General features: G+C 39.8%; 18 protein-coding genes and 4 tRNA genes. 17 read left to right on the top strand and 5 right to left on the bottom strand.

Features of this window, described 5'->3' with window-relative positions; all coding sequences use genetic code 11:
• The first annotated feature begins 63 nt into the window (after positions 1-63).
• The 3 genes from aceF to AC979_RS09825 all read left to right on the top strand — a co-directional run bounded on the left by aceF (position 64) and on the right by AC979_RS09825 (position 4,187).
• On the top strand, positions 64-1,956 hold the full coding sequence (gene aceF, locus AC979_RS09835) for a pyruvate dehydrogenase complex dihydrolipoyllysine-residue acetyltransferase (RefSeq protein ID WP_049374026.1): 1,893 nt from the start codon (positions 64-66) through the stop codon (positions 1,954-1,956).
• A gap of 91 nt (positions 1,957-2,047) precedes the next feature.
• Positions 2,048-3,472, top strand: a complete 1,425-nt coding sequence (gene lpdA, locus AC979_RS09830) for a dihydrolipoyl dehydrogenase (RefSeq protein WP_049374025.1) — start codon at positions 2,048-2,050, stop codon at positions 3,470-3,472.
• A gap of 163 nt (positions 3,473-3,635) precedes the next feature.
• Positions 3,636-4,187: an NlpC/P60 family protein gene (locus AC979_RS09825; RefSeq protein ID WP_005695690.1), complete on the top strand. Its 552-nt coding sequence runs from the start codon at positions 3,636-3,638 to the stop codon at positions 4,185-4,187.
• Between the two features lie 84 nt (positions 4,188-4,271).
• Here AC979_RS09825 and AC979_RS09820 read toward each other — a convergent pair whose 3' ends face one another.
• Positions 4,272-4,721, bottom strand: coding sequence for a LexA family protein (locus tag AC979_RS09820; protein WP_080971343.1), 450 nt, complete (start codon positions 4,719-4,721; stop codon positions 4,272-4,274).
• 273 nt (positions 4,722-4,994) lie between these two features.
• Here AC979_RS09820 and sstT point away from each other — a divergent pair, with 273 nt between their 5' ends.
• Genes sstT through AC979_RS09790 form a run of 6 tightly spaced genes read left to right on the top strand, consistent with a single transcriptional unit; the run spans position 4,995 to position 10,393 of the window.
• Positions 4,995-6,236, top strand: a complete 1,242-nt coding sequence (sstT, locus tag AC979_RS09815; RefSeq protein WP_049374024.1) for a serine/threonine transporter SstT — start codon at positions 4,995-4,997, stop codon at positions 6,234-6,236.
• Between the two features lie 58 nt (positions 6,237-6,294).
• Positions 6,295-7,743 carry a molybdate ABC transporter ATP-binding protein ModF gene (modF, locus tag AC979_RS09810; protein ID WP_049374023.1) on the top strand — a complete coding sequence of 483 codons (1,449 nt, stop codon included), beginning with the start codon at positions 6,295-6,297 and terminating at the stop codon, positions 7,741-7,743.
• Positions 7,744-7,787: 44 nt separating this feature from the next.
• Positions 7,788-8,702, top strand: coding sequence for an SPFH domain-containing protein (locus AC979_RS09805; RefSeq protein ID WP_049374022.1), 915 nt, complete (start codon positions 7,788-7,790; stop codon positions 8,700-8,702).
• A 52-nt stretch (positions 8,703-8,754) separates the two neighbouring features.
• Complete coding sequence (locus tag AC979_RS09800) at positions 8,755-9,210, top strand: NfeD family protein (protein ID WP_049374021.1); 456 nt, start codon at positions 8,755-8,757, stop codon at positions 9,208-9,210.
• Entirely contained in the window at positions 9,207-9,812 is a 606-nt protein-coding gene (locus AC979_RS09795; RefSeq protein ID WP_049374020.1) for an NAD(P)H-dependent oxidoreductase, read from the top strand. Before AC979_RS09800 ends, AC979_RS09795 begins: the two co-directional genes overlap by 4 nt.
• 23 nt (positions 9,813-9,835) lie before the next feature.
• Positions 9,836-10,393: a TorD/DmsD family molecular chaperone gene (locus AC979_RS09790; RefSeq protein ID WP_049374019.1), complete on the top strand. Its 558-nt coding sequence runs from the start codon at positions 9,836-9,838 to the stop codon at positions 10,391-10,393.
• A 98-nt stretch (positions 10,394-10,491) separates the two neighbouring features.
• On the opposite strand, the gene gyrA is transcribed toward AC979_RS09790, so the two are convergent.
• Together gyrA and ycaO are read right to left on the bottom strand one after the other, a co-directional pair.
• Positions 10,492-13,137 carry a DNA topoisomerase (ATP-hydrolyzing) subunit A gene (gene gyrA, locus AC979_RS09785; RefSeq protein WP_049374018.1) on the bottom strand — a complete coding sequence of 882 codons (2,646 nt, stop codon included), beginning with the start codon at positions 13,135-13,137 and terminating at the stop codon, positions 10,492-10,494.
• 153 nt (positions 13,138-13,290) lie between these two features.
• Positions 13,291-15,054 carry a 30S ribosomal protein S12 methylthiotransferase accessory factor YcaO gene (gene ycaO / locus AC979_RS09780; protein ID WP_049374017.1) on the bottom strand — a complete coding sequence of 588 codons (1,764 nt, stop codon included), beginning with the start codon at positions 15,052-15,054 and terminating at the stop codon, positions 13,291-13,293.
• Between the two features lie 179 nt (positions 15,055-15,233).
• Here ycaO and AC979_RS09775 point away from each other — a divergent pair, with 179 nt between their 5' ends.
• Positions 15,234-15,572, top strand: coding sequence for a YegP family protein (locus AC979_RS09775; RefSeq protein ID WP_005695704.1), 339 nt, complete (start codon positions 15,234-15,236; stop codon positions 15,570-15,572).
• Here the strand turns inward: AC979_RS09775 and AC979_RS09770 are convergent, their stop codons facing one another.
• Positions 15,573-16,289: a class I SAM-dependent methyltransferase gene (locus AC979_RS09770; RefSeq protein ID WP_049366057.1), complete on the bottom strand. Its 717-nt coding sequence runs from the start codon at positions 16,287-16,289 to the stop codon at positions 15,573-15,575. It abuts the gene before it with no gap.
• Positions 16,290-16,299: 10 nt separating this feature from the next.
• On the opposite strand from AC979_RS09770, the gene gloB reads away from it, so the two are divergent.
• The 7 genes from gloB (at position 16,300) to AC979_RS09735 (ending at position 19,700) form a co-directional block, all read left to right on the top strand.
• On the top strand, positions 16,300-17,001 hold the full coding sequence (gene gloB / locus AC979_RS09765; RefSeq protein ID WP_049366055.1) for a hydroxyacylglutathione hydrolase: 702 nt from the start codon (positions 16,300-16,302) through the stop codon (positions 16,999-17,001).
• Between the two features lie 135 nt (positions 17,002-17,136).
• Complete coding sequence (gene hemA, locus AC979_RS09760; protein WP_049366054.1) at positions 17,137-18,459, top strand: glutamyl-tRNA reductase; 1,323 nt, start codon at positions 17,137-17,139, stop codon at positions 18,457-18,459.
• The gene (locus AC979_RS09755) at positions 18,443-19,186 is read left to right on the top strand and encodes a phosphodiester glycosidase family protein (RefSeq protein WP_049366168.1); all 744 of its coding nucleotides are present in this window, start codon (positions 18,443-18,445) and stop codon (positions 19,184-19,186) included. The genes hemA and AC979_RS09755 overlap by 17 nt, the downstream gene beginning before the upstream one ends.
• Before the next feature lie 123 nt (positions 19,187-19,309).
• Positions 19,310-19,386, top strand: a tRNA-Met gene (locus AC979_RS09750).
• 5 nt (positions 19,387-19,391) lie between these two features.
• Positions 19,392-19,476, top strand: a tRNA-Leu gene (locus AC979_RS09745).
• A gap of 27 nt (positions 19,477-19,503) precedes the next feature.
• Positions 19,504-19,578 (top strand) — tRNA-Gln (locus tag AC979_RS09740).
• A gap of 47 nt (positions 19,579-19,625) precedes the next feature.
• Positions 19,626-19,700: transfer RNA gene (locus tag AC979_RS09735), tRNA-Gln, on the top strand.
• A gap of 142 nt (positions 19,701-19,842) precedes the next feature.
• Here AC979_RS09735 and AC979_RS09730 read toward each other — a convergent pair.
• Positions 19,843-20,373 carry a hypothetical protein gene (locus tag AC979_RS09730; RefSeq protein WP_049374016.1) on the bottom strand — a complete coding sequence of 177 codons (531 nt, stop codon included), beginning with the start codon at positions 20,371-20,373 and terminating at the stop codon, positions 19,843-19,845.
• Between the last annotated feature and the right edge of the window lie 6 nt (positions 20,374-20,379).

Here is a 20,379-nt window from a genome sequence, read left to right as displayed (position 1 = left end):
CACAGGAGCATCTACAAATAAAGTGCGGTTGATTTTAACTGCGTTTTTTAAAGGTAAGATAACATGTCAAAACAAATTCAAATTCCTGATATCGGTAGTGATGAAGTTACCGTAACAGAAGTGATGGTGAAAGTAGGTGATACCATTACCGCTGATCAAAGTATTATTAATGTTGAAGGTGATAAAGCTTCAATGGAAGTACCTGCACCAGAAGCCGGTGTGGTAAAAGAAGTATTAGTAAAAGTGGGTGATAAAGTCACAACTGGCACACCAATGCTTGTATTAGAGTCAGCGGATGCGGCAGCGCCTGCTCCAGCAGCACCTGCGCCGGCAGCCGCACCAGCAGCTGCAAGTGTAGTTGAAGTCAATGTACCCGATATCGGTTCAGACGAAGTAAACGTGACAGATATTATGGTGAAAGTCGGTGATACTGTTGAAGTTGACCAATCAATCATCAATGTTGAAGGTGATAAGGCGTCAATGGAAGTGCCTGCTCCTGTTGCTGGTGTCGTAAAAGAAATTTTAATCAATGTGGGCGATAAAGTTGTTACTGGCAAATTAATCATGAAATTTGAAGTGGCAGGTGTAGCACCAGCCGCAGCGCCTGCTCAACAAGCTTCGGCACCTGCAGCAGCACCGACAGCTTCAGCGATTAAAGAAGTGAATGTGCCTGATATCGGTGGCGATGAAGTTAACGTAACTGAAATCATGGTTGCCGTTGGTGACAGCGTTTCTGAAGAGCAATCTTTAATCACCGTTGAAGGCGATAAAGCCTCAATGGAAGTGCCAGCTCCATTCGCGGGTGTGGTAAAAGAAATTTTAGTGAAATCAGGTGATAAAGTTTCAACTGGTTCATTAATTATGAAATTTGAAGTGGCGGGTGCAGCACCTGCTCCTGCAGCGGCTCCAGCTGCAGTAGCTCCTGCTCCTCAAGCAGCACCTGCAGCAGCGCCGGCAGCACAATCAGGTAATGTATCTGGCTTAAGCCAAGAACAAGTTGTCGCAAGCGCAGGCTATGCGCATGCAACTCCAGTGATTCGTCGTTTAGCGCGTGAATACGGCATTAACCTTGATCGCGTAAAAGGCACCGGTCGTAAAGGTCGCGTAGTAAAAGAAGATATCCAAGCTTATGTGAAAACCGCTGTTAAAGCGTTTGAAACAGGCACTGTATCTTCTGCAGCAGCGGGTAATGGTGTGGCAAACGGTGCGGGCTTAGGTTTATTACCATGGCCGAAAGTTGACTTCAGCAAATTTGGTGAAGTGGAAGAAGTTGAATTAAGCCGTATCAACAAAATCTCTGGTGCAAACTTACATCGTAACTGGGTAATGATTCCACATGTTACTCACTTCGATCGCACAGATATCACAGATTTAGAAGCATTCCGTAAAGAACAGAACAAGATTGTTGAAAAACAAAAATTGGATGTAAAAATTACACCAGTTGTGTTCATTATGAAAGCAGTAGCGAAAGCATTAGAAGCGTTCCCACGTTTCAATAGCTCTATTTCTGAAGACGGTCAAAAATTAACACTTAAAAAATACATCAACATTGGCGTAGCGGTAGATACACCAAACGGTCTTGTTGTACCTGTATTTAAAAACGTGAACAAAAAAGGTATTATCGAACTCTCTCGTGAATTAATGGAAATCTCCAAAAAAGCACGTGACGGTAAACTTTCAGGTTCTGATATGCAAGGTGGTTGTTTCACCATTTCAAGCTTAGGCGGTATTGGTACAACTCACTTTACACCAATTGTAAATGCACCTGAAGTGGCTATCTTAGGTGTGTCTAAATCAGAAATGCAACCAGTTTGGAATGGTAAAGAATTTGAGCCACGCTTAATGCTTCCATTATCATTATCTTTTGACCACCGCGTGATCGATGGTGCTGATGGTGCTCGTTTCTTAAGCTATATCAATGGCGTATTAGCTGACTTACGTCGCTTAGTGATGTAATTAACACGGTAAGATGTGAGTGATTAGGCTCATATCTTACAGAAAGGATCGCAAGTGCGGTCAAAAATTTGAACGTTTTTACGAGGTAAAAATGAGTAAAGAAATTAAAACCCAAGTTGTGGTACTTGGTGCTGGTCCTGCAGGTTATTCAGCGGCATTCCGTTGTGCGGACTTAGGTTTAGAAACAGTACTTGTTGAACGTTATTCAACATTAGGTGGGGTATGTTTAAACGTAGGTTGTATCCCTTCTAAAGCATTACTTCACGTAGCGAAAGTAATTGAAGAAGCGAAACATGCAAGCAAAAATGGTGTGTATTTCGCAGAGCCTCGCATTGATTTAGATGAAGTGCGTGCAGGTAAAGAAGCGGTTGTGGCGAAATTAACTGGTGGTCTTGCAGGCATGGCTAAACAACGTAAAGTCACCGTTGTTGAAGGCTTAGCGGCATTTACCGATCCACATACATTAGTAGCACGTGATCGTGATGGTAAACCAACCACAATTAAATTTGATAATGCGATTATCGCAGCAGGTTCTCGCCCAATTCAATTACCATTCATTCCACATGAAGATCCACGCGTTTGGGATTCAACGGATGCACTTAAATTAAAAGAAGTACCGAAAAAACTTTTAATCATGGGCGGTGGTATCATCGGTTTAGAGATGGGTACCGTATATGATGCATTAGGTTCTGAAGTTGAAGTGGTTGAAATGTTTGACCAAGTAATTCCAGCGGCAGATAAAGATGTGGTAGGTATTTATACCAAACAAGTTGAGAAAAAATTCAAGTTAATGCTTGAAACTAAAGTGACTGCAGTTGAAGCAAAAGATGATGGTATCTATGTTTCAATGGAAGGTAAAGCATGCAACGATACTAAACGTTATGATGCAGTATTAGTCGCAATCGGTCGTACGCCAAATGGTAAATTAATCGATGCTGGTAAAGCAGGTGTTGAAGTGGATGAGCGTGGTTTCATTCATGTTGATAAACAAATGCGTACTAATGTGCCTCATATCTTTGCAATCGGTGATATCGTTGGCCAACCAATGTTAGCACATAAAGGTGTTCATGAAGGTCACGTTGCGGCGGAAGTGATCGCAGGGAAAAAACATTACTTCGATCCAAAAGTCATTCCTTCTATTGCTTATACTGAACCAGAAGTGGCTTGGGTAGGTAAAACTGAGAAAGAATGTAAACAAGAAGGTTTAAACTACGAAGTGGCTAAATTCCCTTGGGCTGCTTCAGGTCGTGCGATTGCTTCAGAATGTGCTGAAGGTATGACCAAATTAATCTTCGATAAAGATACTCACCGTGTACTTGGTGGGGCAATCGTTGGGTCTAACGGTGGTGAATTATTAGGTGAAATCGGTCTTGCGATCGAAATGGGTTGTGATGCAGAAGATATCGCATTAACGATTCATGCTCACCCGACACTTCATGAATCTGTAGGTCTTGCGGCTGAAGTATTTGAAGGTTCAATTACCGATCTTCCAAATGCAAAAGCGAAGAAAAAATAATCAATTCTAATCCTTTTAAGGGCTACTCATTGAGTAGTCCTTATTTTTTTTGAGATCTCACTCACAAAATTGCATAAAAATTCAATAAAAACTGGCGGGCATAATGACTTTTTGATAAAATCCGACCAGTTTTGTTTTTATATTTTTTTATTATTTAAAAGCTATGTTAAAGAAGATTTTGATTATTGTAGGTTTGGCTGTTTTGACAACAGCCTGCTCTAACAACTCGGGGCAGGCACAAAACGGCATGATTAGTGAAAGTGATGATGCTGAGTTAACGGGTTTGATTGCTGGTTTAGATGGGAAAAAAGGGGGCGTTTACCCTAAATTAAGAACTAACCGTCCTAAATCAGGTTTAATTGGTGATAAAGCGCTTGCTCAAGTTTATAACGAATGGGTTGGTACTCGTTACAGAATGGGGGGCACTTCAAAACATGGTATTGATTGCTCTGCATTTATGCAAACTGCTTTTCTCGATGCTTACGGCATGGAACTTCCACGTTCAACCTCAGAACAACGCTATTTAGGTCGCCAAATCCAAAAACATGAATTACGTAAAGGTGATTTAGTGTTCTTCCGTCGCAACAATCATGTTGGCGTTTATATTGGTAATAACCAATTTATGCATGCAAGTACAAGCCAAGGTGTAACAATTAGTTCATTAGATGAAGATTACTGGTCAAGAACTTATACACAATCTCGTCGTGTGATGTAATGACAATTTTATTTCAACAAGAAGTGCGGTTAATTTTAACCGCACTTTTTCTTTATTTAGAATTTAGATTATTTGATGATTGGCTTAAGCCGCAAATTTCATTAAGTCTCTTCTTGGTTTCATTTGATGGATAGTATTCGTCACCGTGCCAACTAATGGAAGGTTTGTCCATTGTGTTGTTTTAATATTTTCCACTTTAGAATCTAATGCCATGAATACAAATTCATTACCGCTTACACCAGCAAATTCATAAATATGGAATTCGTCTTGTTTTTCTAATACGACAAGATCACCAATGAAAAGGCTATCATTTTTTTCAACCACTAACATATCGCCCATTTCAATTCCCCAAGCAAGCATATTCGGATTGCTAACACGAATAAAACAAGTTTGTTGTGGACGTTTGATGCAATAAAGGTTGAGATCTAATTTTTTATTAAATGTCGATTTGCTTTCAACATCATTGAAAAATGGCATAGGATGATAAGAAAACGTCATATCATTTTGTGCAACTGTATTTGCGTAGTTCATCATCTTGTGTTCCTTTTAGTTTGTGTGTTTTTAATCAGTGGTTGTTTATACAGTTGTAATATACTGGTATTAGATACAGTATGTCAATAGGGCATAGAAAAAATTTTTTTATAGGCGAAAATTTTAGAAAAAATTCATTCCTTACTGAAAAAGTTCAATTTTTTAACAAAATAATAAAGAAAAAATTTTCTTTTAAATAAAATTTGAGCTATCTTTATCTTGTTTCGGTGGATCGTAACGATCTGAAGTTCAACTTAATCTTCATTTAAAACTATTATGAATACAACACGTTTATTTCATTTTTTGTTCCAAGGTAATTTGGTAAAACGAATTGCCGTTGGTTTGGTACTCGGGATCCTTGTTGCCTTGGTGAATGAGAGTGTAAAAAATTCAGCAGGTATTGATCTTGCATCTAGCTTTGGAGTGCTCGGTCAAATCTTTGTTAAAGCATTGCGTGCTGTTGCACCAATTTTGATTTTCTTCCTTGTTATGGCTGCGCTCGCTAATAAGAAAGTGGGCTCTAAAAGTAACATGAAAGAAATTGTCGAGCTTTATCTTTTGGGTACGTTCTTAGCGGCTGTGGCTGCAGTAATTGCAAGTATGGCATTCCCATCAGATGTGGCTCTTGCAGTAAAAGAGGATGCGAGTTCAGCACCTCAATCTGTTGGTCAAGTCATGTTAACGTTAGTATTGAATGTGGTGGATAACCCATTAAATGCAATTTTCAAAGCAAACTTTATCGGTGTTTTAGCGTGGTCTATCGGTTTAGGTTTAGCCCTTCGTTATGCATCAGATGCAACTAAACAGGTTGTGGCTGATTTTGCAGAAGGCATTTCTAAAATTGTTCACGTGATTATTTCATTTGCACCTTTCGGTGTATTCGGTTTAGTGGCTGAAACATTATCTGACAAAGGCTTATCTGCGTTAGGTGGATATGTTCACTTATTATTCGTGTTAATCGGTACAATGTTATTCACTGCATTTGTGCTTAATCCAATTCTTGTTTATTGGAAAATCCGTCGTAATCCATACCCATTAGTTTGGACTTGTGTGCGCGAAAGTGGTGTAACGGCATTCTTTACACGTAGTTCTGCAGCAAACATTCCTGTAAATATTGAATTAGCAAAACGCTTAAATCTTGATGAAGAAACCTATTCTGTGGCAATTCCATTAGGTGCAAACATCAACATGGCGGGTGCGGCAATTACCATTACTGTATTAACGTTAGCGGCTGTTCATACATTAGGCATCGAAGTATCTTTCGTCAGTGCTGTATTATTAAGTATTGTTGCAGCGCTTTGTGCATGTGGAGCTTCTGGTGTGGCTGGTGGTTCATTATTATTAATTCCATTAGCTTGTAGCTTATTCGGTATTTCTGATGACATCGCGGCACAAATGATCGGTGTAGGTTTCGTGATTGGTATCTTACAAGATTCAACAGAAACCGCGCTAAACTCTTCAACTGACGTATTATTTACTGCGGCAGTATGTATGGAAGAAGAGCGTAAAAACGGTTAATTAAGTTAATCTGACAAGGCGGGCAAATTGCTCGCCTTTTGTTTTTAAGGGAAAGAGAATGACACTTTTAATTCAGCAAGCAAAATTTGAACTTCATCAAAAACAAACCTTAAACTTACCGCACTTTGCGATTGAGCCACGACAATATTGGGTTGTGGTAGGCAGTAATGGGAGTGGAAAATCAGCGTTTGCTTTAGCTTTGCAAAATGAATTGCCTTTACAGGAAGGGGAGTATCATAATACTTTCAAACGTGTTCAATCCTTTTCTTTTGAAAAACAACGAGGAATTCTTGAGTCTACATTAAAGAATTTAAACAACGATGATACCGATCCGGATTTTTTTGGTCAAACGGCGAGAGAAACCATTTTAAATGGTAGCTCTGAGCTCACTTTTTGTGAGCAAATTGCAGAGAAATTAGGGATTACTTATCTCTTAGATCGTTTCTTTATCAAACTTTCCACTGGGGAAACTCGAAAAGTCTTATTGGCACAAGCATTATTACAAAAGCCCGATCTATTAATTTTAGATGAACCTTTTGAAGGGCTAGATCAGCAATCTGTGCAAGATTGGATGGCGATGCTGAACGAACTGAAAAAAGAATGTGCAATCGTTCTAATTGTTAATCGCCTAGCGGATATTCCAGCCCAAGCGACCCATTTAGCTATGTTGGAAAATTTAGAAGTAGTACTAGAAGGTGAACGCCAATCTATTGAGCAACAAAGTATTTATCAACAATTAGTTTATGCGGAGCAATCTGTTGATGTGGCTTTGCCAGAACCAGCGTCACCATTACTAAAACTACCTGAAAACCAACCGCACTTTGAACTTAAAAATGTTACAGTTCAGTATGGCGATAAAGTGATTTTGGATCATTTAAATTGGGTTGTTCAGCCAAATCAAAATTGGTGGATTAAAGGACCAAATGGAGCAGGGAAGTCAACCTTACTTTCGTTAATTACAGGTGATCATCCTCAAGCCTTTGCGAATCATGTGGTGATTTTTGGTAAACAACGTGGTTCAGGCGAAACCATTTGGGATATCAAACAAAAAATTGGTTACGTAAGCAGCCAACTGCATTTAGATTATCGTGTGAATTGTTCCGTGCTAGATGTGATCATTTCAGGTTTTTTTGACAGTATTGGGATTTATCAACAAGTGCCAGAGGCAATTCGTTTGAAAGCCATGCAATGGTTAGCTCGTTTAAATCTGACTCATTTAGCAAAAAAGCCATTTCGTTCACTTTCTTGGGGACAGCAACGTTTGCTTTTAATTACACGTGCAATGGTGAAATATCCGCCTGTTTTGATTTTAGATGAACCTTTTCAAGGGCTTGATGGATTAAATCGCAAGCTAGTAAAACATTTTATTGAGCAACTGGTCAATAATAGTAAAACCCAACTTTTATTTGTCTCTCATCAAGATTTAGATGCCCCGAATTGCATTACACATCTTTTTGAATTTATAAGAGAAAACGATAAATATATTTATATACAAAGTGCGGTCTAATTTGTTAGACTTTTCTTATATTTCCTCACATTAAGGAGTAATCTATGGAAGGCTTATCCGTTGCCGCAATCGTCTTTATTGTATTAATTGTCGTCGTACTTTTTTCAGCACTAAAAACTGTACCGCAAGGTTATAACTGGACTATTGAGCGTTTTGGGCGTTATACCCACACTTTAATGCCTGGCTTAAACTTTGTCGTACCATTTGTGGATCGTGTTGGTCGTAAGATCAATATGATGGAACAGGTATTAGATATTCCATCACAAGAAGTCATTTCTAAGGATAACGCCAACGTATCTATTGATGCGGTCTGTTTTGTTCAGGTGATTGATGCCCGTAGCGCGGCTTATGAGGTGAATCATTTAGAGCAGGCGATTATCAATTTAACTATGACTAACATTCGTACCGTATTAGGTTCGATGGAATTGGATGAAATGCTTTCCCAACGTGACTCTATTAATGGTCGCTTGCTGGCAATTGTGGATGAAGCGACCAATCCTTGGGGAATTAAAGTTACTCGTATTGAAATTCGCGATGTGCGTCCACCACGTGAGTTGATTGATTCAATGAACGCGCAAATGAAAGCAGAACGTAATAAACGTGCGGAAGTCTTAGAAGCAGAAGGGATCCGTCAGGCGGAAATTTTACGTGCAGAAGGGGAAAAACAAGCCCGTATTCTGAAAGCGGAAGGGGAGCGTCAAGAAGCCTTCTTACAAGCAGAAGCACGTGAGCGTGCAGCGGAAGCAGAAGCAAAAGCAACCCAAATGGTGTCAGAAGCGATTGCTAGCGGTGATACCAAAGCGATCAATTATTTTATCGCACAAAAATACACAGAAGCTTTAAAACAAATTGGTGGCTCACCGAACAGCAAAGTGGTCATGATGCCGCTTGAAGCAGGCAATTTAATTGGCTCGGTAGCGGGTATTGCCGAACTGTTAAAAGGCGATAAAAAAGCGTAATTTCTTAAAGTGCGGTTAAAAATGACCGCACTTTTTCTCTCAAGGAGTTGATATGGCAGATTGGTTAACAACTTGGTCGGTGTGGCATTGGTTGGTATTAGGTTTTGTATTGTTAATCGCTGAAACCCTTGTACCCGGTGTATTTTTATTGTGGTGGGGCTTGGCTGCAATTGTGACGGCAGGCGTAATGGCGTTAGTACCGAGTTTATCCTTAACCGCGTTAGCCGTTTTTTATGCGATTTTAGCGATTATTCTCTCGCTGCTTTGGTGGAAATACCAACATAGCAAAGATAATCAGGATCAATCACGTACAACCTTAAACCAACGGGATCATACTTTGTTAGGTAAAAAAGGCACAGTATTAGAAATCGGTTCTAACGGGATTGGTCGTGGTGCTTTTGGCGATACCACATGGCGTATTCAAGGCGAGCATTTGACAGTGAATGATCTTGTGGTGGTAGAATGCGTTGATGGTATTACATTGTTAGTTAAAAAGGTAACAGAATGAATCATTTGATTATTTTTGCGCATCCCAATAGCCAAAAAAGTTTTGGTCGAGCCATCGTGGATCGCATTGTAAAAGCAAGCCAACAGCTTGGTGTTGAAACCCATTTGCGTGATCTTTACACCATGAAATTTAACCCGATTATTTCCTTTGAAGAATTACAATCGGCCAATAAGGGGATTATCCCGGCGGAAATTCAGCAGGAACATGATTTTATCCGCCAAGCAGATTTGATTACGATGGTTTATCCTTTATGGTGGATGGGTTTTCCCGCCATGTTGAAAGGCTATTTGGATCGTGTATTAAGCCATGGTTTTGCTTATAAAACAGAAAATGGCGAATCCAAAGGTCTGCTTCAAGATAAAGCGATGCAACAATTTATTACCATAGGGAGTAGCGTAGCAAAATATCAAGAATACGGCGTGGATAAATCCCTCAATCATTGTTTAATCAATGGTTTATTTAATTATTGCGGTATCGAGAATGTGGATTACACTTTATTTGGCGATGTTCATATTATCGATGATGCTACTCGCCAAGCGATGCTTGATGAAGCAGCTGAAAAAACAACGGAAAAATTGACCGCACTTTTAGCTCAATCTTGAGCACAATCATAGGAAAGCAACAGATGTCAGAAACTCAAGTGAATAATTTTTCTTTAATAAGCCGTCTATTCGGCAATTTATTTTATCGCAGCCCTACGGATCCAATTTTGAGTGGGGTATTTGATTGGCTGCAACAACAAGGTTTAAGTCAAGTGTGGGCACTTTCTACGGATAAAGAAAGCGAAGCGACCATTGATAATTTACAGATGAAAATTGATTTAACGTTGCTTGATCAAGAATATCAAAAATTGTTTGGTCCAAACGGTAACGTGCCGACAGCTATTTCAAGTTATGATATGGATGTGCAACGTTTTGTGGATTTCCGTAATACTCGTAATGTGCCTGAGGCAGAGAATGTGGATCATTTCGCCTTGTTATTGCTTACAGCTTCTTGGTTAGAAGACAACACGGAATCGCTATCCGCTCAACAAGATTTATTTGGTGATTTCTTATTACCTTGTGCAGCGAAATTCTTAACCCAAGTGGAAACTTATGCCACACTTCCTTTCTATCGTTCATTAGCGTATTTAACCCGTGAAATCTTGGCTGCAATGGCTGATGAATTAGAAGAAGGCGAGTAGTTTTCATCAATAGAATAGATCCCTAAAAGAGATTTTTAGAGAGCAATAAAAAAGCCCCGCGAATCAAAACGCGGGGCTTTTATTTAATGGAAGATCAATTATTCTTCAGAAGTCACATCTTCAGTGCCTTCGTCTTCATCATCCACATCACAAACACGTTCAAGACTAACTACGTGTTCATCTTCTGCGGTACGAATTAAACGAACCCCTTGGGTGTTACGGCCAACGATGCTCACTTCACTTACACGAGTACGCACTAAGGTACCCGCATCAGTAATAAGCATAATTTGGTCGGTTTCTTCCACTTGTGTCGCCGCAACGACTTTACCGTTACGTTCGCTCACTTTAATCGAAATCACCCCTTTGGTATTACGGGATTTGGTTGGGTATTCGCTTAATTGGGTACGTTTACCGTAACCGTTTTGCGTCGCCGTAAGGATTGCGCCGTCATTTTTCGGTACAACTAAGGAAACCACTTTATCGATGTTGAGATCGAGGGTTTCTTCCGCATTATCATCAGAAACCTCTTCAATTTCGACCGCACTTTCATCGTCAGCGATGTCATTAGTAAGGGCAAGTTTAATACCGCGTACACCGGTTGCTAAACGACCCATTGCACGGACTGCACTTTCAGCGAAACGCACTACGCGACCTTGAGAAGAGAACAACATGATTTCGTTAGAACCGTCGGTGATATCCACACCGATTAATTCATCTTCATCACGTAAGTTCAAGGCGATGATACCGCTTGAACGTGGACGGCTGAATTCGGTTAGCGCAATTTTCTTCACAATACCGCCGGCCGTTGCCATGATGACGAATTTATCTTCTTCATAAGCAGAGATTGGCAAGATTGCGGTGATACGCTCATTTTCTTGTAACGGTAGAATATTTACAATTGGACGACCACGCGCGCCACGGCTTGCTTGTGGTAACTGATAGACTTTCAACCAATATAAGCGACCACGGCTCGAGAAGCAGAGAATCGTATCGTGAGTATTCGCCACTAAGAGTTTTTCGATAAAGTCTTCATCTTTCATCTTCGTTGCAGATTTACCTTTACCACCACGACGTTGTGCTTCGTAGTCGGTAAGCGGTTGATATTTCACATAACCTTCGTGAGAAAGGGTCACTACAACATCTTCTTGAGCGATTAAATCTTCTAAATCAATATCACCGGAAGCTGCGGTAATTTCGGTACGACGTTCATCGGCGAATTGTGCACGTACTTGTTCAAGTTCTTCACGAATCACTTCCATCAAGCGCTCAGGGCTGTTGATGATGCGAAGAAGTTCTGCAATTTTAACCAATAACTCTTTGTATTCATTGATCACTTCTTCGGTAGCAAGACCGGTTAAACGATGTAAGCGAAGTTCTAAGATTGCATCAACTTGTTCCGGAGAAAGGTAGTAATCCGAACCTTTAATACCAAATTCAGCCGCTAATTCAGCCGGACGTGCCGCTGCATCAAGTAAACCTAAAATGTCGTTATTCAATTTCCAAGGACGAGAAATTAATTTTTCTGCCGCTTCTTTACGCTCTTTCGATTGACGGATGATATCGATAATTTCATCAATATTTGAGGTTGCAACCGCTAAACCTTCTAAAATATGGGTACGCTCGCGGGCTTTACGCAATTCAAATAAAGAACGGCGAATCACCACTTCGCGACGGTGCATCACAAAGGCTTCAATGATTTGTTTTAAATTGAATAAACGTGGTTGACCGTGATCTAAAGCCACCATGTTGATCCCGAAAGTCACCTGCATTTGGGTAAGCGCATAGAGGTGATTTAATACTACTTCGCCTACGGCATCACGTTTGATGTCGATTTCAATGCGGATCCCTTCTTTGTTCGAAAGGTCGATAATATTGCTGATGCCTTCGATTTTTTTATCTTTGATGAGCTCAGCAATTTTTTCCACTAATTTGGCTTTGTTCACTTGATAAGGCAATTCGGTCACAATGATTTGCTCTTTGCCTTTATCCGTGGTTTCTACACTAGCACGAGCGCGAACATACACTTTGCCGCGACCAGTGCGATAAGCTTCTTCAATCCCTTTACGGCCATTAATTAATGCCGCTGTTGGGAAATCTGGGCCAGGGATATATTGCATTAATTCATCAATGGTGATGTTTTCGTTATCAATATAAGCCAAGCAACCATCTAAAACTTCATTTAAGTTGTGTGGTGGAATGTTTGTTGCCATCCCCACCGCAATACCGGAAGAACCGTTTGCTAAAAGCGCTGGAATACGGGTTGGTAATACATCCGGAATCATTAATTCGCCATCATAGTTTGGCGAGAAATTTACGGTTTCTTTATCCAAGTCAGTTAATAGCGCTTGGGTAATTTTTTGCATACGAACTTCGGTATAACGCATTGCCGCTGGCGCGTCACCGTCGATTGAACCGAAGTTACCTTGCCCATCTACCAACATGTAGCGCAATGAGAACGGCTGTGCCATACGCACAATGGTGTCATACACCGCAGAATCACCGTGCGGGTGATATTTACCGATTACATCACCGACTACACGGGCAGATTTTACGTATTTTTTGCCGGCAGTGATGCCAGATTGATCCATGGAGAAAAGCACACGTCGATGCACCGGTTTTAAACCGTCACGCACATCAGGCAAAGCACGCCCAACAATCACCGACATGGCGTAGTCAAGGTAAGAAGATTTTAGTTCTTCTTCAATATTGACTGGGGTAATAGAGGAATGGATTGAATCCGTCATTTTTATTCCTTTTTTGATCAAAAAATTGCGACGGATTATAGCATAAATTTAAGCGTTTTTGTGTGAAAAGTGCGGTTGATTTTAAAGCAGTTTTTTAATGCAGAAATAAATAAGGCAGACATTAAGTCCGCCTTATAATTGAGAGAAAATCGACTATTTCCAATTTTCTCGTTTGGCTTTTTGTAATTTCGCATAAGCACCAAGTAAAGCTTGGTGTTCTTTAAAGTTTTCAAGCGTTTCATCGCTGGCTGGCAAGTTATAGAACGGGTTACCTTTTTCTGCCACTGCAGCCCAAGCTTGTTGAACGGCTTCTTTGCCATACATTTTTTCAAATACAGTACGATATTGTTGTGGATCGCGAGTATTGTCTAAATGTAATTCAATGATGCTGATTAAGGCACGATAGTAATTTGCACGCTCTGGTGTAAATACCGAGCTGTTCATATTCATCGTCCAGTTAGCCCAATCTAAGGCTAATTCTAATTCACCTAATGCTAAGTAAAGCATGGATTTCAGTTCACCAACACGTAATGTTGTCCAACCGCTTGCTTTTGGTGCCACGATACCGATAAATTCGCGAACGCGTGTGGCATCGTCAATATCTTGCTCATCTAATTCTGCTAACAACTCTTCGTAAGTTTCAGCATCATGATGATGGTGTGGTAGATCCAATAAGATCTCACGCCAGTCCATCCCCATGTTGTTATTGGCATAAATGAGGTCATCAGCAGGATAGATATCAGACATGCCTGGTACGATAATACGGCAAGCGTAAACGTCTAAATGGTTGTAATCCATGATATAGACTTCTTTTTCTTCCGCATTAAAGATAGCCATCAAGTTTTCATATTCTTCTTGCGTTGAACCAGAAAAATCCCAATCTACAAACTCATAATCTGGCGTATTTTTGAATAAATCCCAAGAAATTAAACCGCTAGAATCAATAAAGTGTGTTTCAAGGTTAGCATGCTCCGCCACATCATCATTATTGAATGATGGAGGAGAGAATACATCGAGATCTTTTAAGCTGCGACCTTGTAAAAGCTCCGTTACCGTACGCTCTAATGCCACTTGGAAGTTCGGATGTGCACCAAAAGAGGCAAAGCACGTGCCATTATTTGGGTTGAGCAATACCACGCAAATGACAGGATATTTGCCACCTAATGAGGCATCGAAAGCATAAATTGGGAAGCCTTCCTCCTCTAATTTTGCAATAGAAGCTTGAATAGATGGATAACGATCCATCACGGATTTTGGAATTTCAGGAAGACTGATTGCTTCTGCAATAATGCGATTTTTTACATAGCGCTCAAAAACTTCTGACAGCCCTTGCACTCGTGCTTCATTTTTTGTGTTACCAGCAGACATCCCATTAGAGACATACAAATTCGCAATGATACTTTGTGGAATATAGACGGTTTCTTGATCGGATTGGCGCACATAAGGCATCGCGACAATACCGCGATCGTAATTACCGGATTGCAGATCCACAAGCAATTCTGGGGTTAGTTCTTGATTTGGATCGAAATAATCCCATAAGTAATCATCTAAAATCCCTTCTGGTAAAAGGGCGTCATCTTCAATAGGAAACCATTTTTCAGTTGGGTAATGGACAAAATCGCCATTGGCAATCTCTTGCCCTAAATAGAAATCGGCAAAGAAATAGTTGGTGGAAAGACGTTCGAAATATTCACCTAATGCAGACGCTAACGCTGCTTTTTTGCTTGCACCTTTTCCGTTAGAAAAACATTGTGGGCAATCTTTATCACGAATGTGTACCGACCATACATTTGGCACAGGATTAAGCCAAGAGGCTTCTTCAATATTGAAACCAAGTGCGGTCAATTTTTGTTGAAATGTTGAAATACTGTCTTCAAGTGCGGCATCTTTGCCGGGAATAAATGTTTGTTCGGTCATAATTGTTCCTGTTATAAAAAGCCCCAGCATCATAGGGGAGTTTAGAGAGCTAATCAAGCATAAAATTTATGCACTTCTGCTCTTGTTTTCCTTGATTTTTAAGGGTAAATTAGCTTGGCGCAGAAAGGCATTTTCTGCGTGGGTAAAATTATAAACAAATCAACCAATTGGGAGATATCATGGCTCAAGGATTTTATGAATTAAAAGTGGCTAAAGACGGACAATTTATGTTCAACTTGAAAGCAGCAAACGGACAAGTGATTTTAACTAGCGAACTTTATAAAACTAAAGCATCAGCTGAAAACGGTATTGCTTCAGTGCAAAAAAATGGCGTGGATGCGAAAAACTTTGAATATCGCGTAGCGAAAAATGATAAACCTTATTTCGTATTAAAAGCAGCTAACCACCAAGAAATTGGCCGTAGCCAATATTATTCTTCTCAAGCTGCAGCAGAAAAAGGCGTTGAGTCAGTTATCAATAACGCATCTTCTGCAGTAATCAAAGAAGTAACAGAATAATCATTCTGTTCTTATTTCTTTAAATGCACCTGCCGGCTCTAAAAACGCCGGCATTTTTGACCGCGCTTTCTCCGGATTCAGTGTTAATGGATAGGTTCGTTTTTGAGCAACGATTACTGTGAGCGGAGAGCAGAGCGTGCTCTTTTCTTGTTTTATAGATAGTCTTTCTTCTGCAATCACATCAAAATTTAATAACGATAACCAGTCAATGACTCTCCAAGTAGCATATTGTCGGAATTTGAAGTCACCTAACTTCGGTTTGAAAAACAATGGACTGATTGGATCAAATAACGTGATAAAAATCCAGCCGTCATCCTTTAAAACACGATGAGCTTCACGCAATATTTGGTGAGGATCTTGCGCAAAATTTAAGGTGTTTGCCAACAAGCAGGCATCCATTTCTTTTTCAATAAAAGGCAAGGCTAATGGCGATGCTTGGAGTAAGCTATCACTTTCATTTAAAAGTTCGGAAGGAAAATACGCTGTTTTTTCAGCTAATACAATTTGGTGACGTAAAGGCAAGTCAAAGGCGATTTCACCACTTAAAGCACCGATTTTCAGAATTTGATAGCCTAAAATTTTTGGTGTCCATTGGGCAAAATAATCGGTTAATACGTTACAATAGGCTTCACCTTGCGGTAACGCTTGCCAACTTTCAGGTGAAAGAAGAGGTTTGTGCCATTTGGCTTTCCAATTCAATGTTAATCCTATTTTCATAAGGTAATTTATGCTAGTTCCTATTCCTGCGCTCAATGATAACTATATTTGGCTTTATAGACGAGAAAATTTCCCCTTAATTGTGATCGATATCCCAGAAATAACCCGTTTAATTCCGTATTTAGAATCCCATAAGTTAGACGTAGAAGCGGTGTTATTAACCCATAATCACGATGATCATGTGCAAGGTGTCGAGACATTTAAGCAATATTATCCCAATGTGCCAGTTTTCGGTCCAACAGAATGCGCAGACAAAGGGGCAACCAATATCGTGGATAGTGGCGTGATTAATACGGCACATTATCATATTGAAGTTTTGCCAAGTGGTGGTCATACGGCAGGGCATGTCAGCTATTTAGTGGATGGGCATCTATTTTGTGGCGATGCGTTATTTTCTGCAGGTTGTGGTCGCGTATTTACGGGAAATTTTGCTCAAATGTTTGAATCTATGCAGCGTTTTAACCAATTACCGAATGAAACCGTGGTTTGCTCCGCTCATGAATATACGCTGGGTAATTTAGCTTTTGCGGAAACCGTATTGACGGATAAAAGTGCGGTTGAAAATCAACGTGTTTTAGTGGAACGTCATCGAGCAGAAGGTAAACCGAGTTTGCCGACAACAATTGAATTAGAGAAACAAATTAATCCGTTTTTACAAGCAAAAAATTTAGACGAATTTACACAATGGCGTTTAGCTAAAGATAAGTTTTAACTCGTTTTAGTTATTTGTTTGAGTTTTTTCTCTTGAAATTTGCTCAATTCTCAACAATTCATTAAAATAGCGAAACTTTTACTTTCTACTTAAGCCGCATATTCATAAAAGTGCGGTTGTTTTTATTAGGTTTTTATGACCCTTCTTGTTTTAGGCATTAATCATAAAACAGCTTCTGTCGCTGTTCGTGAGAAAGTCGCTTTTTCTGAAGAAAAGCGGCAGCTTGCCTTACAACAAATTCACCAGCAAGATTTGGCTGAAAGTGCGGTTATTCTTTCTACTTGTAACCGTACAGAGATTTATCTTCACCATCGTCAAATTTCACCCCAAGAGTGTAAGCAATGGCAAACGAACTGTATAAATTGGTTTGCTAATATTCATCAGCTTTCTGTCGATGAATTAAATAAAAGTATTTACACACATCAAAATCAACAAGCAGCAAATCATTTAATGCGCGTGGCCTGTGGTTTGGATTCATTAATTTTGGGTGAGCCGCAAATTTTGGGACAGGTGAAACAAGCTTTCCAAATCAGTGAAGATTATTATCAATCGGCTAATATTCCGCTTTCGAGCACGCTTTCTCGTTTATTCCAAAAAACCTTTGCAACAGCAAAACGAGTGCGTACTGAAACCAATATTGGTGAAAGTGCCGTATCGGTGGCTTATGCGGCTTGTAGCTTGGCACGTCAAATTTTTGAATCTTTACGTGAACTACAAATTTTACTTGTTGGGGCAGGAGAAACCATTGAATTGGTGAGTCGTCATTTATTACGCCATGGTGTAAAAAAATTGATGATTGCTAACCGCACTTTATCTCGAGCAGAGCAGCTGGTGGAAAAATTAGCGTCTAATACACCGATTGATGTGTATTCGCTTGATGAATTGCAAACCCCGCTAAATCAAGCCGATATCGTTATCAGTTCTACAGGCAGTCCGACTATTTTAATCACTAAAGCGATGGCTGAAATTGCGGAGAAAGCACGCCAATTTAGACCGACTTTAATGGTTGATATCGCCGTGCCGCGCGATATTGATGAAAATGTCTCGGAATTAGAAAGTGTATATCATTACACCGTAGATGATTTGCAAGATATTATCCAACGCAATCTTTCTCAACGTGAGCAAGCATCAGAGCAAGCACAAGATATCATCACGCAAGAATGTAATGCCTTCTTTGAGTGGTTGAAAGTTCAACAATTCTCCAATTTAATTCGTCATTATCGTGATGAGGCAGAGAATACTCGCCAAGAATTACTCGAAAAAGCGTTACACCAAATTCAACAAGGTGAGAATGCTGAAAAAATTCTACAAGAATTAAGTTATAAATTAACAAATAAACTTATTCATGCTCCAACCCAAACCATGCAATCCATGATGAGATCGGGTAATGCAGAAGGGTTGCATGCCTTTTCAAATGCGTTGCATTTAACCCATCCTTTAAATGAAAAAAACGATTAAATTTTTGACCGCACTTTTCGGTAGTGCATCGTTACTGATGAGTGTGCCAGCCTTAGCGGAATACCGAACTTTTGATGATGGCAATATTACTTACGGAATTTTTCAAGCAAAGCCCGAAGAAGTACAGCTACATTGGAAAGATGCCGAAGGTAAAGATTATCAAAGTTTAACGCGTCTCAAAAATGCCTTAGAGCCTAGCTATAACGTGAAAATGATCATGAATGCAGGCATTTATAGTATGAATAATACGCCCGCTGGATTGTGGATTGAGCATGGAAAAGAGCTCAATGCGTTAAATACAAAATCAGGCAAAGGTAACTTTCATGTACAACCCAATGGTGTGTTTGCCATTGCAAAAAATAAGCCCTACATTTTAACCACATCCGCTTATCAGAAAACTAAACTCAAGCCGGATTTTGCGCTGCAATCAGGCCCGATGTTGATTATTCATGGCAAAATAAATCCGCAATTTAGAGCAAGCCTAGAAAGCTATCATAAGCGTAATGCAGTGTGTTTGACGAAGCAAAATGAATTGCTATTTTTGATGACGATAAGAGGTGAGCCTAATCTTTATACCTTGAGTCAAGGTTTGCTTAAAATTGGTTGTCAGGATGCCTTATATCTTGATGGAACCATTTCTAATTGGTACATTCCAGGGCAATTTAGCTCTTTGCATTGGAAGCATTTTGTGGGAATGATCTCCGTTCTTGATGTGAACAAAAAATAGCAAAAGCGTTTTATTTATAATCAACTAAATCAAAAAATCCGTTTTTTGCAAAAAAATGATTGACGAGAATAGGTCAAATCAGGATAATACGCCCCGCAAAGCCGATAAGGTAAAGCAAATGATGGCTACATAGCTCAGTTGGTTAGAGCACAACACTCATAATGTTGGGGTCGCAAGTTCGAATCTCGCTGTAGCCACCAAATTTGCGGGACTGGCGAAATTGGTAGACGCACCAGATTTAGGTTCTGGCGCCGAGAGGTGTGTGGGTTCAAGTCCCTCGTCCCGCACCATTTATCAGCTTGCAGTCAAATAGTAGTTGGGGTATCGCCAAGCGGTAAGGCACCGGGTTTTGATCTCGGCATCCCTAGGTTCGAATCCTAGTACCCCAGCCATACTATCTAAATAAAATCTTCTTTATTTCCAATCAAAGAGTTTCTGTTGGGGTATCGCCAAGCGGTAAGGCACCGGGTTTTGATCTCGGCATCCCTAGGTTCGAATCCTAGTACCCCAGCCATCTTATTTCTCTATTTATTTTATATAAAAATGCGATTAAATTTAACTGCACTTAGTCCTATCTGTCAGTTGTTATTTGCTACAATTTTAATGTCTTTATATAAAAGAAAAGCCACCTTGCGGTGACCTTTCTTTCATATTGATTATTTTAATTCTACTAAAGTTAAATTACATTGAGCTGTTGATGCTGAAGGTAATGCCTCATAATCTTTACCCGCTTGGGGGGTGAATACAAGTTTTTTGCCTAGGCAATGTTCAGGTCCTACGAACTTACCATTGACTATATAATTAATATTATGGGGTGTAATAATTTCACTTTGTAGAGTGATTTCTGCATCTGATGGGATTATAAATTCCTTAAAAAAAGTGCCAGAACCTATTTCATTGAATTGGCTAGGATTCATACTTGCACTAGAGCTTGGCATGCCAATAGATTCATTCCCTTTAAGATAGAGTAATGAGCTGAAGGATTGCCCAAGGCTTCCTCCAACATTCACTTTTTCTGTTTTTCCATTTTGTTTTACTTCCATCATTGTGTAGCGACCATTTTGTCCATATAGACGGATACGAGCATCAGTTTGTGGGTTATAAGCTTTTCCTGCATTTGATAGTTCAGTGTTTACACAACCTGAAAGTAGTAATGCTGCTGTACTGATAAGCATCAATTTTTTCATGATTTT

Origin of the sequence: Parahaemophilus parainfluenzae (genome assembly GCF_001053575.1) — a bacterium.
In the GTDB taxonomy this organism is placed as follows: domain Bacteria; phylum Pseudomonadota; class Gammaproteobacteria; order Enterobacterales; family Pasteurellaceae; genus Haemophilus_D; species Haemophilus_D parainfluenzae_S.
This window is presented reverse-complemented; position numbering and strand designations above follow the sequence as displayed.

Excerpts from the sequence above, each read along its gene's own strand:
- aceF (WP_049374026.1), top strand. The coding sequence starts at position 64 with ATGTCAAAACAAATTCAAATTCCTGATATCGGTAGTGATGAAGTTACC.
- lpdA (WP_049374025.1), top strand. The coding sequence starts at position 2,048 with ATGAGTAAAGAAATTAAAACCCAAGTTGTGGTACTTGGTGCTGGTCCT.
- AC979_RS09825 (WP_005695690.1), top strand. The coding sequence starts at position 3,636 with ATGTTAAAGAAGATTTTGATTATTGTAGGTTTGGCTGTTTTGACAACA.
- AC979_RS09820 (WP_080971343.1), bottom strand. The coding sequence starts at position 4,721 with ATGATGAACTACGCAAATACAGTTGCACAAAATGATATGACGTTTTCT.
- sstT (WP_049374024.1), top strand. The coding sequence starts at position 4,995 with ATGAATACAACACGTTTATTTCATTTTTTGTTCCAAGGTAATTTGGTA.
- modF (WP_049374023.1), top strand. The coding sequence starts at position 6,295 with ATGACACTTTTAATTCAGCAAGCAAAATTTGAACTTCATCAAAAACAA.
- AC979_RS09805 (WP_049374022.1), top strand. The coding sequence starts at position 7,788 with ATGGAAGGCTTATCCGTTGCCGCAATCGTCTTTATTGTATTAATTGTC.
- AC979_RS09800 (WP_049374021.1), top strand. The coding sequence starts at position 8,755 with ATGGCAGATTGGTTAACAACTTGGTCGGTGTGGCATTGGTTGGTATTA.
- AC979_RS09795 (WP_049374020.1), top strand. The coding sequence starts at position 9,207 with ATGAATCATTTGATTATTTTTGCGCATCCCAATAGCCAAAAAAGTTTT.
- AC979_RS09790 (WP_049374019.1), top strand. The coding sequence starts at position 9,836 with ATGTCAGAAACTCAAGTGAATAATTTTTCTTTAATAAGCCGTCTATTC.
- gyrA (WP_049374018.1), bottom strand. The coding sequence starts at position 13,137 with ATGACGGATTCAATCCATTCCTCTATTACCCCAGTCAATATTGAAGAA.
- ycaO (WP_049374017.1), bottom strand. The coding sequence starts at position 15,054 with ATGACCGAACAAACATTTATTCCCGGCAAAGATGCCGCACTTGAAGAC.
- AC979_RS09775 (WP_005695704.1), top strand. The coding sequence starts at position 15,234 with ATGGCTCAAGGATTTTATGAATTAAAAGTGGCTAAAGACGGACAATTT.
- AC979_RS09770 (WP_049366057.1), bottom strand. The coding sequence starts at position 16,289 with ATGAAAATAGGATTAACATTGAATTGGAAAGCCAAATGGCACAAACCT.
- gloB (WP_049366055.1), top strand. The coding sequence starts at position 16,300 with ATGCTAGTTCCTATTCCTGCGCTCAATGATAACTATATTTGGCTTTAT.
- hemA (WP_049366054.1), top strand. The coding sequence starts at position 17,137 with ATGACCCTTCTTGTTTTAGGCATTAATCATAAAACAGCTTCTGTCGCT.
- AC979_RS09755 (WP_049366168.1), top strand. The coding sequence starts at position 18,443 with ATGAAAAAAACGATTAAATTTTTGACCGCACTTTTCGGTAGTGCATCG.
- AC979_RS09730 (WP_049374016.1), bottom strand. The coding sequence starts at position 20,373 with ATGAAAAAATTGATGCTTATCAGTACAGCAGCATTACTACTTTCAGGT.